The sequence below is a fragment of the Streptomyces sp. NPDC002328 genome, from assembly GCF_042890065.1.
GTDB lineage: Bacteria > Actinomycetota > Actinomycetes > Streptomycetales > Streptomycetaceae > Streptomyces.
The window spans coordinates 508,889-523,169 of the sequence record NZ_JBIARQ010000002.1 but is presented as its reverse complement, the minus strand read 5'-3'; the positions used below and the strand labels follow the sequence as shown (position 1 = coordinate 523,169).

Sequence of the window (14,281 nt, the reverse complement as noted above, 5' to 3'; positions counted from 1 at the left end):
CAAGATCAGCAAGCGAAGGGTTCCCCTGCCGCACGACTTGGAGGGCGTACCGTGCACCGCCGGCACAACGGGCTAAGGACCGCAGTACTCCTCGGGGGGCTGTCGGCACTCATCATCGTCTTCGGCAGCTTCTTCGGGCGCACGGGGCTCGTCGTCGCCGTGCTCGTCGCGCTCGGCACCAACGCGTACGCGTACTGGAACAGCGACAAGCTGGCCCTGCGCGCGATGCGGGCCCGCCCGGTCAGCGAGTTCGAGGCCCCGGCCCTCTACCGCATGGTCCGCGACCTCTCCACCCAGGCCCGCCAGCCCATGCCCCGGCTGTACATCTCCCCGACGGAGGCGCCCAACGCCTTCGCCACCGGCCGCAACCCGCGCAACGCGGCCGTGTGCTGCACGGAGGGCATCCTGCGCCTCCTCGACGAACGCGAACTGCGAGGCGTCATCGGCCACGAGCTGAGCCACGTCTACAACCGGGACATCCTCATCTCCTCGGTCGCCGGCGCCCTCGCCTCCGTGATCATGTTCCTGGTCCACTTCGCCTGGCTGATCCCGATCGGCCGCTCCAACGACGACGACGGCCCCGGCATCCTCGGCATGCTCCTGATCATGCTGCTCGGCCCGCTCGCGGCCGGCCTCATCCAGCTCGCCATCAGCCGTTCCCGCGAGTACGAGGCCGACGCCTCCGGCGCCCAGCTCACCGGCGACCCGCTGGCCCTCGCCGGCGCGCTGCGCAAGCTCGAACTCGGCACCAAGCAGCTCCCGTTGCCCCCCGAACCCCGCATCGAGACCGCGAGCCACATGATGATCGCGAACCCGTTCCGCGCGGGCCAAGGGCTCTCCAAGATGTTCTCGACGCACCCGCCGATGGCGGAGCGCATCGCCCGTCTCGAGAAGATGGCAGGTCACCAGCAGTGAAGACCATCCTCAACGTCATATGGCTCGTCCTCAGCGGCTTCTGGCTGTTCCTCGGCTACATGTTCGCCGGTCTGCTGCTGTGCATCACGATCATCGGAATCCCCTTCGGCCTGGCGGCGTTCCGCATCGGCGTCTACGCCCTCTGGCCCTTCGGCTACACCACGATCGAGCGCCGCGACGCGGGCGCCCCCTCCTGCGTCGGCAACGTGCTCTGGCTGGTCCTCGCCGGCTGGTGGCTCACCCTCACCCACATCGTGACCGGCATCGCCCTGTGCGTCACGATCATCGGAATCCCCTTCGGCATCGCCAACTTCAAGCTGATCCCGGTCTCCCTGCTGCCGCTCGGCCGCGAGATCGTCAGCACGGACGAGCCGTTCGCCGCGCGCTGAACCCGCCCGCCCCGGGGAACCATCGGCCGCTGCCCGATCGTCGTCCAGTCAACACGGCACGAACACGGGCACCAGGCACGAAAAGCCCCGTCCCCCGATCGAGATCACAGTGCCGGGACAGTGAGGGCACAGCGCGAAAGGGCAGGTTCAGGGCATGAGCATCATCAGCTGGATCATTCTGGGGCTGCTGGCCGGAGTCATCGCCAAGGTGCTGCTGCCGGGCCGCGACCCGGGCGGCTTCATCGGCACGACCGTCATCGGCGTCGCCGGCGCCTTCATCGGGGGCTGGATATCGGCCCGCTGGCTCGACCACCCCATCACCAAGGACTTCTACGACGGCGCCACCTGGGCCGCGGCGATCGGCGGATCGCTGGTGCTGCTCATCGTCTACCGCATCCTGTTCGGCCACTCACGCGACTGAGCGCGGCACGCGCTCGGAAACATGCGGACGGGAACACGCGGACGGGAACACGCGGACGGGCGGGCACCCGTGGCGCCCGCCCGTCCCCGCCGGCGGGTGCCTAGCGGTAGTTCACGAACTGAAGCGCGAAGTCGAAGTCCTGCCCCTTCAGCAGGGAGATGACGGCCTGAAGGTCGTCGCGGCTCTTGGAGCTGACGCGCAGTTCGTCACCCTGGACCTGGGCCTTCACTCCCTTGGGGCCCTCGTCGCGGATGAGCTTCGCGACCTTCTTCGCGTTCTCCTGGGTGATGCCCTCCTGGATCGACGCGAAGATCTTGTACTCCTTGCCGGAGAGCTGCGGCTCGCCCGCGTCCAGCGCCTTCAGTGAGATCCCGCGCTTGATCAGCTTCGACTGGAAGACGTCGAGGACGGCGTTCACCCGGTCCTCGGAGTTCGCCTCCATGAGGATCTTTTCTCCGGACCACGAGATCGAGGCGCCGACGCCCTTGAAGTCGTAGCGCTGGGAGATCTCCTTGGCGGCCTGGTTGAGGGCGTTGTCGACCTCCTGCCGCTCGACCTTCGAGACGATGTCGAAACTGGAGTCGGCCATGTCCTGTGGCTCCTTGTATCGGGGTGCGTATCGAGTGCGTTCGGGTGCGTGCCGGCGTCCGTGGGGCTGCCGCCGAGCCCGGCGTCAGACGCGGGCCGCATCCGGACAAGCCTAGCCACCCGGCCCGGTCCGGGCGGCGCGGAATCGAGTGGCGGAGCACCCCTCCGCATCAGGTATCGTTTACGTCGTTGCCAGGGAGCACCGCCGAAAAGCGGTTCGAGCGGCAGCAAACCCGGCGGTGTGCCCGAGCGGCCAAAGGGAGCAGACTGTAAATCTGCCGGCTTCGCCTTCCCAGGTTCGAATCCTGGCGCCGCCACGCTTGTGGGAACGGCCCCCGATCAGTTGATCTGATCGGGGGCCGTTCTCGTTGTGTCCGCAGGCGTCGGCGTCGTTCCGGAGCCTGCGGGGTCCCGTTGATTTCGTGATCAAGGTCACGGTGGGTGGTCTACTTGCTCGCGCCTATCGAATTTCGATAGATTTCCATCGGGGGGCGATCGAAGGAGGGTGGCGATGGGGAAACTGACCGTGCTCGCGCTGCGGGCTGTGCTCGTGGTGCTGCTCGTCGGGTCGGTGTTCGTGCAGGCGGTGATGGTGCCGCTGCTGGCCGGGGATCTGAAGGGGGTCGACGCGGACCTCGCCTATCCGCCCGCCGCCTACCTCGTCACCGTCGTGCTGGTCATCGTGGCCGCCCAGGTCGTCCTCGTCTGCGTATGGCGGCTGGTGACGATGGTCCGGTGCGGCACCGTGTTCTCGCTCGCCGCCTTCCGGTACGTGCACATCGTGATGGGCGCCTTCGTGGCGGCCGCCCTGCTGATGTTCACGCTCGGCGTGCTGCTGGCGCCCGGCGAGGCCGTCGCGCCGGGGGTCGTCCTGCTGATCGGCGGGGTCGTCGTGGCGCTGCTCGGGGTCGCCCTGCTCGTGCTCGTGCTGCGGATGCTGCTCGCCCAGGCCGTGGCCCGTGACGTCGAGGCGACGCAGATGCAGGCCGAGCTGGAACAGGTGATCTGATGCCGATCGTCGTCGACATCGACGTGATGCTGGCCAGGCGGAAGATGTCCGTGGGCGAACTCGCGGAACGTGTCGGGATCACCCCCGCCAACCTCGCCGTGCTCAAGAACGGCCGCGCCAAGGCGGTCCGCTTCACCACCCTCGCCGCGCTCTGCGAGGTGCTCGCATGCCAGCCGGGGGACCTGCTGCGCTGGGAGGCCGACACGGCCGACACGGCCGACACGGGCGACACGGGCGCGGAGGCCGACGCCGGCGACATGGGCGGCACGGGTGAGGCGGGCGGTACGCGCGGGGCGGCCGAGGTGACGGAGGGGGACGCCGTCGGTGTGGACGGGTGAGGGCGGAGGCGTCTCCCGGCTTCGGCCGACCGCCCGTCCGCCCTTCCGGGCCTTCCGGGCCTTCCGCCGACCGTCCTTCCGCTGGCCGTCCGTCCGCCGGTCCGTCCGTCCGCCGGTCCGCCGACCGCCGGCCCGCCCGGCCGTCCGCCCGCACGGCCGTCCGGGCCGTCCGCCGTCCGGGCCGTCCGCCGTCCGGGCCGTCCGCCCGCCCGGTGCGTCCGCCCGACCGGCCGCCGGTCCGGTCCGCCCGCCCGTCCGGGCCGACGTCCGGCCGTCCGGCCGCGGGTCCGCCCGACCGGCCGGCCGCCAGCCAGTCCCCGTTGACCGGCCGTCAGCCGGTCCGCCGACCGGCCGCACACCGGTCCGCCGGTCCAGCCGTCAGCCAGTCCGCCGACCGGCCGCACACCGGTCCGCCGGCCCAGCCGTCAGCCGGTCCGCCGGTCCAGCCGGTCCGCCGGTCCAGCCGTCAGCCGGCCCTCCCCCACCCGTCGTCCCCCTACTCCTCCCCCGACCCCGCCCGCTGTGGCGACTTTGCTGCTGTTCTTACCTGGGTCTCCACGTCCGCTCGTGGTCTGCCCTCCTCCTTGGCCAGGTCGGTGATCGCGGAGCGGACGTCCCGGGCGAGGTCGCGCCAGGCGCGCCAGGCGGTTTCGTAGGTGTCGCTCTGGATCTCCGACCAGGCTGCCGCCGTGGGCGCGCCGTAGGTGTCCCGTAGGTGCAGGACCCTCGCGTGGGCCTCGTCGGCCGCGCGCTGCTTCTCCACGAGTTCCTCGAAGCTATGTGCCATATGTACGGATGCTAGGGAGGAGCGCCGGGTTCCGCGCGACGAGCGACATGCCGGGCCGGGTGCCCGCCCGATCGGCTGGGGCACACTGACGGCATGTCCAGCCGCCGCAGAACCTGCCCCGAGTGCCGTCGAGAGATCGCCGTCGTCGCCGGACGGTTCGCCCGGCACGACCCGCCGGGCGCGCGGGGGAGCGGGCAGCTCACTTCCTGTCCCGGTTCGCGCCGGGCGGCGCAACTGGGCGCGGCCCAGCCCTCCTTGGACGGGTACGTCGTCCCCGACGTACCCGACCAGCTGCCCCTGTTCTGACGGTTCTGACGCCGCGCAGCGGCTCGTTCAGTTGCCCGCGACCGACTTCACCGCCACCGACACCGGCGTCGACCCGCCGATCAGCTCCAGCGTCAGGCCCGCCGTCGCCGGGGTCTCCAGCAACTCCGCCAGCACGGCGGCCACATCGTCGCGCGGGACCGAGCCGCGGCCCGTCCGCGCCTCCAGGCGGACGAGCCCCTTGCCCGCGTCGTCCGTCAGCGAACCGGGGCGCAGGACCGTCCAGTCGAGGGCGTCCAGGCCCTGCACGTACGCGTCCGCCTCGCCCTTGGCGCGCAGGTAGACGTCGAACACCTCGTCGCCCCGGTGGCCGGGATCCGCGCCGTAGGGCGACACGACCACGAACCGGCGTACGCCCGCCCGCACCGCCGCGTCCGCGAACAGCACCGCCGCGCCCCTGTCCACGGTGTCCTTGCGTGACGTCCCGCTGCCCGGTCCCGCGCCCGCCGCGAACACCGCCGCGTCCGCGCCCCGCAGCCGCTCCGCGACCTCCTCGACCGACGCCGACTCCAGGTCCAGCAGGACCGGTTCGGCGCCTGCGGTCCGCAGGTCGTCTCCCTGTTCGGCCTTGCGGATGATTCCCGCGACCTCGTGTCCGCGCGCGGCGAGCACCCGCTCCAGCCGCAGCGCGATCTGACCATGACCTCCAGCAATGACAATGCGCATGCTTCCGACCGTACGCCCGCCCCACCCCCACCGCCGCACGGGCGAACCCCCATACGATTCCTCCACCGCCGCCGCTCGTACGCACAGGCCTCGACCACCCCCGACCCCTGCTCCCGACCCCGACCCCGACCGTCCTACGACTGCTCCCCCCGCCCCTGCCGCGGCAACCCCAACTCCACAGCGGGGCCCTCGGCCGAAGCGCAGTACTCCCGGACCGCGCTCGTGCGCGCCACCACGCGCCCCCCATGGATCACGATCCGGCTGTACGCCAGGGACAGCGCGCTCGCCAGCCGTTCGCCGCGGATCGCCAGCAGATCGGCGGGGAAGCCCGCCTCGACGCGCACCTCGGGCAGCCCGAGGGCGGCACGCGCGGACGTGCTCACCGTGTCGTAGGCGTCCTCGGGGCGCAGACCGTGACGGGAGGCGAGACGGTAGGCCGCCTCCAGCGGGTCGCCGCGGCCGACGGGGTTCGAGACGTCCCGCAGGGCCCCGCTGCCGGCCGCCACCCGGACGCCGGCCGCGCGCAGCAGCCGTACGGGCGCGGTGCCCCGGCGTTCCACCGCCCCGCAGCCGCCCTGCGGCAGGCAGACCACCGTCACGCCCGCCGCGGCCAATTGGTCGGCGGTGCGGGCTGCGGCCTCGGCGGGGAGGGCGGAGAGGCCGGCGCACGGGCCGAGGGAGACGCCGGGGCGCAGCCCGCCGGCCATCGCCGCGAGGCGGGCGAGCCGAGCCGGGTCGGCGGCGTCGGTGTGCAGGTCCACGGGGCAGCCGTGCTCTGAGGCCAGCGCCAGGACGGTCTCCGCGTAGCCCGTCGGGTCGGGGTCGAGGTCCGGGCAGCCGCCCACCACGGAGGCGCCCATCTTCACCGCGTCCCGCAGTATCGCGAGCCCGTCCGCCCCGGCCAGCCCGGTCAGCATCCGGGGCATCGCCACCGTCGTCAGCTCGGCGAGTCCGCGCAGCGAACGCCCGGCCTCCAGGACGGCGGCCAGCGCGCCGAGGCCCTGCACGTCGCCCACGCGTACGTGTGCGCGCAGCGCGGTCGTGCCGTGTCCGAGGTGCAGCAGCACCGCCTCGGTGGCCCGGCGGCGGACGTCGTGGGCGGCGTAGGAGACGGGGCCGTCGGTGTCGGCGGACAGCGCCGTGTCGGCGTGGAGGTGGGGTTCGGCGGGGGCGGGGAGGAGGAGATAGCCGCTGAGGTCCACCCGGGCCCCGCGCGCGGGGCCGGCCGCGAGGCTGCCCGCCGTGCCGACCGCCTCGATGCGCCCGCGGCCCAGCCGTACGTCCACGGCGCGGCCGTCCGTCAGGCGCGCGCCGCACAGCAGGAGCGCGGCCGGCTCCGGCTGCCCTCCCGAGGATCCCCCCGAGCCCGAGGACCCGCCCGACGGCCCTGACGGCGACGAGAAGGAGGGCGGCTGGGGAGGGGGCGGCGGCTGCGGCTGGCTGTCGGGCATCGCGCTCCTGGTGCTCGGCGGTGCGGAGGGCTCGGGCGCCCCGGAGGCTCGGGGCAAGATCACGCAGAGTGAGTCGAGCCTAGGGCGGAGCTCCGGCACCGGCGGGGAGGAGCGCAATAGTCGTACCGGTGTGGTCCGGGGGCGGAAGGGGCCGTGGAGATCGCCGGGACGCTGGGGAAACGGCCTGTGGCGGGGTACACGAAACGGATTTGGGTGAACGGCTGCGGACCGTGTAATGTCTTCATCGCTCGCCCCAATAGCTCAGTCGGCAGAGCGTCTCCATGGTAAGGAGAAGGTCTACGGTTCGATTCCGTATTGGGGCTCTGGTGTGAGAGGTCCCCCGTCGCGAGGCGGGGTCCGATCGCATCAAAGCGGTGTAGCTCAGTCGGTAGAGCAAGCGGCTCATAATCGCTGTGTCACCGGTTCAAGTCCGGTCACCGCTACTGACAGTAGCCGATTGCGGGGTCGGTCCTTCGATCGGCTACTCTTTCTTGCGTTAAATCATCCCTATCCGTTCGTCAAGGAGCACTCACGTGGCTGCCACCGACGTCCGCCCGAAGATCACGCTGGCCTGCGTGGAGTGCAAGGAGCGGAACTACATCACCAAGAAGAACCGGCGTAACAACCCGGACCGACTGGAGATGAAGAAGCACTGCCCGCGTTGCAACGCGCACACCGCGCACCGCGAGACGCGATAAATCAGGCTCGTACGCGAGGCCGTCCCCGAGTGATCGGGGGCGGCCTCGCGTCGTTGAGAGACGCGTACCGTTCAGTAGAGCAACCAGGAGGTGCCGAGCCATGGCGCTCGACCAGTCCTTCGTGGGGCGGACCTACCCGCCCACCGAGCCCTACGAGGTGGGGCGGGAGAAGATCCGTGAGTTCGCCGAGTCGGTGGGGGACGCCAACCCCGCGTACACCGACCCGGAGGCCGCCAAGGCGCTCGGTCACCCCGATGTGATCGCTCCGCCGACCTTCGTGTTCTCCATCACCTTCAAGGCCGCCGGCGAGGTAGTCCAGGACCCGCAACTCGGCCTGGACTACAACCGCGTCGTGCACGGCGACCAGAAGTTCGCCTACCGGCGGCCCGTCCGCGCCGGCGACCGGCTCACCGTCACCTCGACCATCGAGGGCATCAAGTCCATGGCGGGCAACGACATCCTGGACATCCGCGGAGAGGTCCACGACGAGGCCGGCGAACACGTCGTGACCGCCTGGACCAAGCTCGTGGCCCGCGCGGCCGAGGAGGCCTGACATGACGGCGAAGATCGCCTACGACGACGTCGAGGTCGGCGCGGAACTCCCGGCGCAGACCTTCGGCGTCACCCGGGCCACCCTCGTCCGGTACGCGGGCGCCTCCGGGGACTTCAACCCCATCCACTGGAACGAGAAGTTCGCCAAGGAGGTGGGCCTGCCGGACGTCATCGCGCACGGCATGTTCACCATGGCCGAGGCGATCCGCGTCGTCACCGACTGGGTCGGCGACCCGGGCGCGGTCGTCGAGTACGGCGTCCGCTTCACCCGGCCCGTCGTCGTCCCCAACGACGACCAGGGCGCGACCATCGAGGTCAGCGGCAAGGTCGCCGCCAAGCTCGACGACAACACGGTCCGCGTCGACCTCACGGCGACCAGCGGCGGGCAGAAGGTCCTGGGCATGTCACGGGCCGTCGTACGACTGGCCTGACCGGCTTCCGCGCCTGAGCTGGTGCTGTAAGGGGCGTCCGCGATTGCGGATGCCCCTTACGCCTGACCGGGGCCCCGTACGCCGTCTCGTAGGCTTGGGCGCGTGCAGGAACTCCACGATGCCCCCCTCGCCCCGCTGACCACCTTCAGGCTGGGCGGCCCCGCCACCCGGCTGGTGACCGCGACGACCGACGCCGAGGTCATCGCCGCCGTCCGCGAGGCCGACGCCGACGGCACGCCGCTGCTCATCGTCGGCGGCGGCTCCAACCTCGTCATCGGCGACAAGGGGTTCGCCGGGACCGCCCTGCGCATCGCCACCCGCGGCTTCGAACTCACCGGCGCGACGCTGGAGCTGGCGGCCGGTGAGGTGTGGACCGACGCCGTCGCCCGCACCGTCGAGGCCGGGCTCGCCGGCGTCGAGTGCCTCGCCGGCATCCCCGGCTCCGCGGGCGCGACCCCCATCCAGAACGTCGGCGCGTACGGCCAGGAGGTCTCCTCCACGATCACCGAGGTGATCGCCTACGACCGCCACGCGCGCGAGACGGTCGCCCTCGGCAACGCCGAATGCGCCTTCTCCTACCGGCACAGCCGCTTCAAGGCCGACCCCGACCGGTACGTCGTGCTGCGCGTCCGCTTCGAGCTGGAGGACGCGGGCGGGCTGTCGGCGCCCCTCAAGTACGCCGAGACGGCCCGCGCGCTGGGGGTGGCGCCCGGTGAGCGGGTGCCGCTCGCCGACGCCCGGGAGACGGTGCTCAAGCTGCGGGCCGGCAAGGGGATGGTGCTCGACCCCGAGGACCATGACACCTGGTCCGCCGGGTCCTTCTTCACCAACCCGATCCTCGGCGACGCCGACTTCGCCGTGTTCCTCGCGCGCGTGAAGGAGCGGCTCGGTGACGGCGTCGAGCCGCCCGCCTATCCGGCGGGGGAGGGGCACACCAAGACCTCCGCGGCGTGGCTCATCGACAAGGCGGGCTTCACCAAGGGGTACGGGAGTGGGGCGGCGCGCATCTCCACGAAGCACACGCTCGCCCTCACCAACCGTGGCTCCGCCACGACGGAGGATCTGCTCGCGCTGGCCCGTGAGGTGGTGGCCGGGGTCCGGGACGCGTTCGGCGTCACCCTGGTCAACGAGCCGGTGACGGTCGGCGTGAGCCTCTAGGACGCGGCCCGGCGCTACAGGGTGCCGCTGCGCCCACCCTCCCCCACTCTCGGCTTCGCTCGAGCGGGGGGGGGTGCCCCTATGTCTTTGGTCAAGCTGGTCGGGTGTGAGTTCGGGGCGTCTGGAACGATGTGTCCGTGCATGCTGATGATCAGGTTGGTGAGGGTGTCCCCGCGGAACTCGCGGTGTTCCTGCGGGGTGCTGTCGACGGCCGCCCGGTGAAGATCGGTGCTTCCGTGTGTGGGTGCGGTGGCCGGGTGTTCTTCGTGCTGGTCAATGCGTCCGGAGCGGAACGGGAGTGCTCTGGCTGCGGCAGCCGTGCATTCATCGCGGATAGCGAGGAGTACTGGAACGAGGAGTCCTGGGAGGACGACGAACCCGGTGCGGCCGGCTGCCCCTGCGGGAGCGAGGAGTTCGAGGCCGCGGTCGCGTTCTCGCTCGGCGACGACGGATCGGTCCGCTGGGTAACCGTGGGCCTGCGGTGCGTCAAGGATGTATTCTGTGGTGTCTATGCCGACTGGAAGATCGACTACGGCCCCACGGATCACCTCCTGACCATGGTCTAGGTCTGCGGAGCGATCGTCCGAACAGGCTGTGGTTCGTAGAAGGTTCCGTCCCGGAGCATCGCGAAGAGGACATCTGCCCGGCGTCGCGCGAGGCAGAGCAGGGCTTGGGTGTGGTGCTTTCCCTGAGCGATCTTCTTTTCGTAGTAGGCCCGCGATGCCGGGTCTCCCAAGGACGCGAACGCGGAGAGGAAGAAAGCCCGTTTGAGCTGCTTGTTTCCTCGTCTGGAGGGCTGTTCGCCGCGGATCGACGACCCCGAGCTGCGGGTCGCGGGGGCGAGCCCGGCGTAGGCGGCGAGGTGGCCTGCAGTCGGGAAGGTGCTGCCGTCACCGACCTCGATCAGGATCCTGGCTCCGGTCCTGACGCCGATTCCCGGCATGGACGTCAGGACCTTCGAAAGAGGGTGAGCCTCCAGGAGCTCCTCGATCCGCGCGGCCAGCAGTTTCCGCTGGTCAAGCACGGCCGTCAGCGAGCCGGCCAGGCTCGGGACGATCAGCACGGCCGCCTCGGTGCCCGGAACGGTGACGGTCTGCTCGTCCAGAGCGGTGAAGATGTCCTCGACCAGCCGCTCGGCCATCCTCGGGGCCTTCGGCCGTAACAGCGTGACCAGCCGTCCCCGCCCGGCCTTGCGGATCTGGGCCGGAGAACCGAACCGCTCCAGCACGGCCAAGACGGCCGGGTGCTGCAATCGCGGCCCCAGCACCCGTTCCAGCGACGGATGGATCTGGGTCAGCAGGCCGTGGAGCCGGTTCGCGACCCTGGTGGCCTCGCCGGCCAGGTCGTCGTCGAAGCCGACGATCATCTCCAGCTCGGCGATGGCCTCGTCCTCGCCGTCGATCGCCCGCAGCGTGTGGGGCATTGCCCGGGCGGCGTCCGCGATGATGAACGCGTCCTTCGCGTCCGTCTTCGCCTCACCTGGGTAGAGGTCGGCGATCCGTCGCATCGTCAGCCCGGGAAGGTAGGCCACGGGGCAGCCCATGTCCCGGGCCACGGCCAGCGGCAGGGCGCCGATCGAGGCCGGCTGGTCGACCACGACGAGTACGGTTCCGTGCTTGGCCTGGAGTTTCGCGAAAAGCTCGCGGAGCTTGGGTTCGGTGTTGGGCAACCGCTTGTCGAAGGCCTTCTTCCCGGCCAGGGTGACGGCGGTGGCGTGGTGTTCGCCCTTGCCGACGTCTAGGCCGAGGAAGACGTCGATGTCGCCGGTGTCGATCACGTGCAGGCCCCTCCATCACGCTGTCGTACGGCCTTGCCTCGGCACCGAGCTGCCACATCCACGTTACGGAGAGCTCTTCCGGCCTGGGTGAAGCCGGTGCTCAAGCCCCTCATCAGCGGTCCGTCGATGCCTCCGGGCCCGGTGACACCACCCCCCGGATCATCAACAACAAGGGGGGGAAGTCATGCCGGACCCGAAGGCCGGTGGCCCCGTTGCGGAGCCACGAAGAAGGTAACGGGGGGACCCCATCGCCCCAGCGGCACGACTGCCCGCAGCTATGACCCCTACGGGGCCAACCAGTCGTCCACTCCAGCCAGTAGCTTCGCGCGTACGTCCTCCGGGGCCGCTGAGGCTCGGATGGACTGGCGGGCCAGGTCTGCCAGTTGTTCGTCGGTGAAGGCGTGGTGGTGGCGGGCCAGTTCGTACTGGGCCGCGAGGCGGGAGCCGAACAGCAGGGGGTCGTCCGCGCCCAGGGCCATCGGGACGCCCGCGTCGTACAGCGTGCGCAGCGGCACGTCCTCGGGCTTCTCGTAGACGCCCAGCGCCACGTTCGAGGCGGGGCACACCTCGCAGGTCACCCCCCGCTCCGCCAGCCGCTTCAGCAGCCGCGGGTCCTCCGCCGCCCGCACGCCGTGCCCGATCCGCGAGGCGTGCAGATCGTCCAGGCAGTCCCGCACCGACGCGGGACCCGTCAACTCGCCCCCGTGCGGCGCGGACAGCAGCCCGCCGTCGCGCGCGATGGCGAACGCCCGGTCGAAGTCCCGGGCCATGCCGCGCCGTTCGTCGTTCGACAGCCCGAAACCGACGACGCCCCGGTCCGCGTACCGCACCGCCAGCCGGGCCAGAGTGCGCGCGTCCAGCGGATGCTTCATCCGGTTGGCCGCCACCAGCACCCGCATCCCGAGCCCCGTCTCCCGCGAGGCCGAGTCCACCGCGTCCAGGATGATCTCCAGCGTCGGGATCAGCCCGCCCAGCCGAGGCGCGTACGACGTCGGGTCCACCTGGATCTCCAGCCAGCCCGAGCCGTCCCGCACGTCCTCCTCGGCGGCCTCCCGCACCAGGCGCTGTATGTCCTCGGGCTGCCTGATGCACGAGCGGGCCGCGTCGTACAGGCGCTGGAAGCGGAACCAGCCCCGCTCGTCCGTCGCCCGCAACTGCGGCGGCTCCCCGCTGGTCAGGGCCTCGGCCAGCGTCTCCGGCAGACGTACGCCGTACTTGTCGGCCAGTTCCAGCACCGTCGCGGGCCGCATCGATCCGGTGAAGTGCAGGTGCAGATGGGCTTTCGGCAGCTCAGAGACATCACGTACACGCTCCATCCAGCGATCCTGCCGCACGCCGGCGGCGTCCCGGTAGCGGATTGCCCGAACGTGGTCTTGCTCGCACAAAGCAGCGGGCCGCCTCGCTCAAGAGACGGCCCGCCAGCCCGACCTACTCGCGTGAGTAGGTCAGAATCCTCAGTCCCTGGCCTCCGCCAGCAGCTTCTGGATCCGGCTCACGCCCTCCACGAGGTCCTCGTCGCCCAGCGCGTACGAGAGCCGCAGATAGCCCGGCGTGCCGAAGGCCTCGCCCGGGACGACCGCGACCTCGGCCTCCTCCAGGATGAGCGCCGCGAGCTCGACCGTGTCCTGCGGGCGCTTGCCGCGGATCTCCTTGCCGAGCAGGGCCTTCACCGACGGGTAGGCGTAGAACGCGCCCTCGGGCTCCGGGCAGAGCACGCCGTCGATCTCGTTGAGCATCCGCACGATGGTCTTGCGGCGCCGGTCGAAGGCCTCGCGCATCTTCTCGACGGCCGACAGATCACCGGAGACGGCGGCCAGCGCGGCGACCTGGGCCACGTTGGAGACGTTCGAGGTGGCGTGCGACTGGAGGTTCGTCGCGGCCTTCACGACGTCCTTGGGGCCGATGATCCAGCCGACCCGCCAGCCGGTCATCGCGTACGTCTTGGCGACGCCGTTGACCACGACGCACTTGTCGCGCAGCTCCGGCAGGATCGCCGGCAGCGAGGTGAACGTCGCGTCGCCGTAGACGAGGTGCTCGTAGATCTCGTCCGTCATCACCCACAGGCCGTGCTCCACGGCCCAGCGGCCGATCGCCTCGGCGTCCGCGGCGCTGTAGACCGCGCCGGTCGGGTTGGAGGGGGAGACGAAGAGCACGACCTTCGTCTTCTCGGTGCGCGCCGCCTCCAGCTGCTCCACGCTCACCCGGTAGCCGGTCGTCTCGTCCGCGACGACCTCCACCGGGACGCCGCCGGCCAGCCGGATCGACTCCGGGTAGGTGGTCCAGTACGGCGCCGGGACGATGACCTCGTCGCCCGGGTCGAGGATCGCGGCGAAGGCCTCGTAGATGGCCTGCTTGCCGCCGTTGGTGACGAGGATCTGCGAGGGGTCGACCTCGTAGTTCGAGTCACGCAGGGTCTTCGCGGCGATCGCGGCCTTCAGCTCGGGCAGGCCGCCGGCCGGCGTGTAGCGGTGGTACTTCGGGTTCTTGCAGGCCTCGACGGCCGCCTCGACGATGTAGTCCGGGGTCGGGAAGTCGGGCTCGCCGGCGCCGAAGCCGATCACCGGACGCCCGGCGGCCTTCAGGGCCTTGGCCTTGGCGTCCACGGCGAGGGTGGCGGACTCGGAGATCGCGCCGACTCGGGCGGAGACCCGGCGCTCGGTGGGAGGGGTTGCAGCGCTCATGGGACCCATGTTTTCAGACCGGAAACGGGCCCGGCACGCGGGTTTCACAGACTGAACAGGTACGGGCAAATCCCTGAACATCCGTCCGGATCGCCG

General features: G+C 71.0%; 18 protein-coding genes and 3 tRNA genes. 14 read left to right on the top strand and 7 right to left on the bottom strand.

Annotated features, from left to right (window positions below; translation table 11 throughout):
* The first annotated feature begins 51 nt into the window (after window positions 1-51).
* From htpX to ACFYX4_RS08775, 3 genes are all read left to right on the top strand, one after another.
* Entirely contained in the window at window positions 52-915 is an 864-nt protein-coding gene (htpX, locus tag ACFYX4_RS08785) for a zinc metalloprotease HtpX (RefSeq protein ID WP_389328121.1), read from the top strand.
* A complete protein-coding gene (locus ACFYX4_RS08780; protein WP_389328118.1) occupies window positions 912-1,304 on the top strand; it encodes a YccF domain-containing protein in 393 nt (130 codons plus the stop codon). Before htpX ends, ACFYX4_RS08780 begins: the two co-directional genes overlap by 4 nt.
* Before the next feature lie 154 nt (window positions 1,305-1,458).
* Window positions 1,459-1,725, top strand: coding sequence for a GlsB/YeaQ/YmgE family stress response membrane protein (locus tag ACFYX4_RS08775; RefSeq protein ID WP_389328115.1), 267 nt, complete (start codon window positions 1,459-1,461; stop codon window positions 1,723-1,725).
* Between the two features lie 100 nt (window positions 1,726-1,825).
* Here ACFYX4_RS08775 and ACFYX4_RS08770 read toward each other — a convergent pair whose 3' ends face one another.
* Complete coding sequence (locus ACFYX4_RS08770) at window positions 1,826-2,314, bottom strand: YajQ family cyclic di-GMP-binding protein (protein ID WP_389328112.1); 489 nt, start codon at window positions 2,312-2,314, stop codon at window positions 1,826-1,828.
* Between the two features lie 234 nt (window positions 2,315-2,548).
* Here ACFYX4_RS08770 and ACFYX4_RS08765 point away from each other — a divergent pair.
* The 3 genes from ACFYX4_RS08765 to ACFYX4_RS08755 all read left to right on the top strand — a co-directional run bounded on the left by ACFYX4_RS08765 (window position 2,549) and on the right by ACFYX4_RS08755 (window position 3,660).
* A tRNA-Tyr gene (locus tag ACFYX4_RS08765) sits at window positions 2,549-2,630 on the top strand.
* A gap of 194 nt (window positions 2,631-2,824) precedes the next feature.
* Window positions 2,825-3,322 carry a DUF2975 domain-containing protein gene (locus ACFYX4_RS08760; protein WP_389328109.1) on the top strand — a complete coding sequence of 166 codons (498 nt, stop codon included), beginning with the start codon at window positions 2,825-2,827 and terminating at the stop codon, window positions 3,320-3,322.
* The gene (locus tag ACFYX4_RS08755) at window positions 3,322-3,660 is read left to right on the top strand and encodes a helix-turn-helix domain-containing protein (protein ID WP_389328106.1); all 339 of its coding nucleotides are present in this window, start codon (window positions 3,322-3,324) and stop codon (window positions 3,658-3,660) included. Before ACFYX4_RS08760 ends, ACFYX4_RS08755 begins: the two co-directional genes overlap by 1 nt.
* A gap of 496 nt (window positions 3,661-4,156) precedes the next feature.
* Here the strand turns inward: ACFYX4_RS08755 and ACFYX4_RS08750 are convergent, their stop codons facing one another.
* Window positions 4,157-4,447: a hypothetical protein gene (locus tag ACFYX4_RS08750; RefSeq protein WP_389328102.1), complete on the bottom strand. Its 291-nt coding sequence runs from the start codon at window positions 4,445-4,447 to the stop codon at window positions 4,157-4,159.
* 93 nt (window positions 4,448-4,540) lie between these two features.
* Here ACFYX4_RS08750 and ACFYX4_RS08745 point away from each other — a divergent pair, with 93 nt between their 5' ends.
* Window positions 4,541-4,753, top strand: a complete 213-nt coding sequence (locus ACFYX4_RS08745; protein WP_389328099.1) for a hypothetical protein — start codon at window positions 4,541-4,543, stop codon at window positions 4,751-4,753.
* Window positions 4,754-4,780: 27 nt separating this feature from the next.
* Here ACFYX4_RS08745 and ACFYX4_RS08740 read toward each other — a convergent pair whose 3' ends face one another.
* Together ACFYX4_RS08740 and ACFYX4_RS08735 are read right to left on the bottom strand one after the other, a co-directional pair.
* Window positions 4,781-5,437: an NAD(P)H-binding protein gene (locus ACFYX4_RS08740; protein WP_389328096.1), complete on the bottom strand. Its 657-nt coding sequence runs from the start codon at window positions 5,435-5,437 to the stop codon at window positions 4,781-4,783.
* A gap of 134 nt (window positions 5,438-5,571) precedes the next feature.
* Complete coding sequence (locus tag ACFYX4_RS08735; RefSeq protein ID WP_389328093.1) at window positions 5,572-6,888, bottom strand: amidohydrolase family protein; 1,317 nt, start codon at window positions 6,886-6,888, stop codon at window positions 5,572-5,574.
* Between the two features lie 250 nt (window positions 6,889-7,138).
* On the opposite strand from ACFYX4_RS08735, the gene ACFYX4_RS08730 reads away from it, so the two are divergent.
* The 7 genes from ACFYX4_RS08730 (at window position 7,139) to ACFYX4_RS08700 (ending at window position 10,293) form a co-directional block, all read left to right on the top strand.
* A tRNA-Thr gene (locus tag ACFYX4_RS08730) sits at window positions 7,139-7,211 on the top strand.
* A 47-nt stretch (window positions 7,212-7,258) separates the two neighbouring features.
* Window positions 7,259-7,331, top strand: a tRNA-Met gene (locus tag ACFYX4_RS08725).
* 90 nt (window positions 7,332-7,421) lie between these two features.
* On the top strand, window positions 7,422-7,586 hold the full coding sequence (rpmG, locus tag ACFYX4_RS08720; protein ID WP_003948671.1) for a 50S ribosomal protein L33: 165 nt from the start codon (window positions 7,422-7,424) through the stop codon (window positions 7,584-7,586).
* A 100-nt stretch (window positions 7,587-7,686) separates the two neighbouring features.
* Entirely contained in the window at window positions 7,687-8,139 is a 453-nt protein-coding gene (locus ACFYX4_RS08715) for a MaoC family dehydratase N-terminal domain-containing protein (RefSeq protein ID WP_389328090.1), read from the top strand.
* Between the two features lies 1 nt (window position 8,140).
* Window positions 8,141-8,569 (top strand): MaoC family dehydratase, encoded by a 429-nt coding sequence (locus tag ACFYX4_RS08710; RefSeq protein ID WP_389328087.1) that lies wholly within the window; start codon window positions 8,141-8,143, stop codon window positions 8,567-8,569.
* Between the two features lie 102 nt (window positions 8,570-8,671).
* Window positions 8,672-9,727 carry a UDP-N-acetylmuramate dehydrogenase gene (locus ACFYX4_RS08705; protein ID WP_389328084.1) on the top strand — a complete coding sequence of 352 codons (1,056 nt, stop codon included), beginning with the start codon at window positions 8,672-8,674 and terminating at the stop codon, window positions 9,725-9,727.
* A gap of 137 nt (window positions 9,728-9,864) precedes the next feature.
* Window positions 9,865-10,293: a hypothetical protein gene (locus ACFYX4_RS08700; protein WP_389328081.1), complete on the top strand. Its 429-nt coding sequence runs from the start codon at window positions 9,865-9,867 to the stop codon at window positions 10,291-10,293.
* On the opposite strand, the gene ACFYX4_RS08695 is transcribed toward ACFYX4_RS08700, so the two are convergent.
* From ACFYX4_RS08695 to ACFYX4_RS08685, 3 genes are all read right to left on the bottom strand, one after another.
* A complete protein-coding gene (locus ACFYX4_RS08695) occupies window positions 10,290-11,504 on the bottom strand; it encodes an IS110 family transposase (protein ID WP_389328078.1) in 1,215 nt (404 codons plus the stop codon). The genes ACFYX4_RS08700 and ACFYX4_RS08695 overlap by 4 nt on opposite strands.
* Window positions 11,505-11,788: 284 nt before the next feature.
* Window positions 11,789-12,820, bottom strand: coding sequence for an adenosine deaminase (locus ACFYX4_RS08690; protein ID WP_389328075.1), 1,032 nt, complete (start codon window positions 12,818-12,820; stop codon window positions 11,789-11,791).
* A gap of 138 nt (window positions 12,821-12,958) precedes the next feature.
* Entirely contained in the window at window positions 12,959-14,185 is a 1,227-nt protein-coding gene (locus ACFYX4_RS08685) for a pyridoxal phosphate-dependent aminotransferase (RefSeq protein ID WP_389328072.1), read from the bottom strand.
* Window positions 14,186-14,281: the final 96 nt, after the last annotated feature.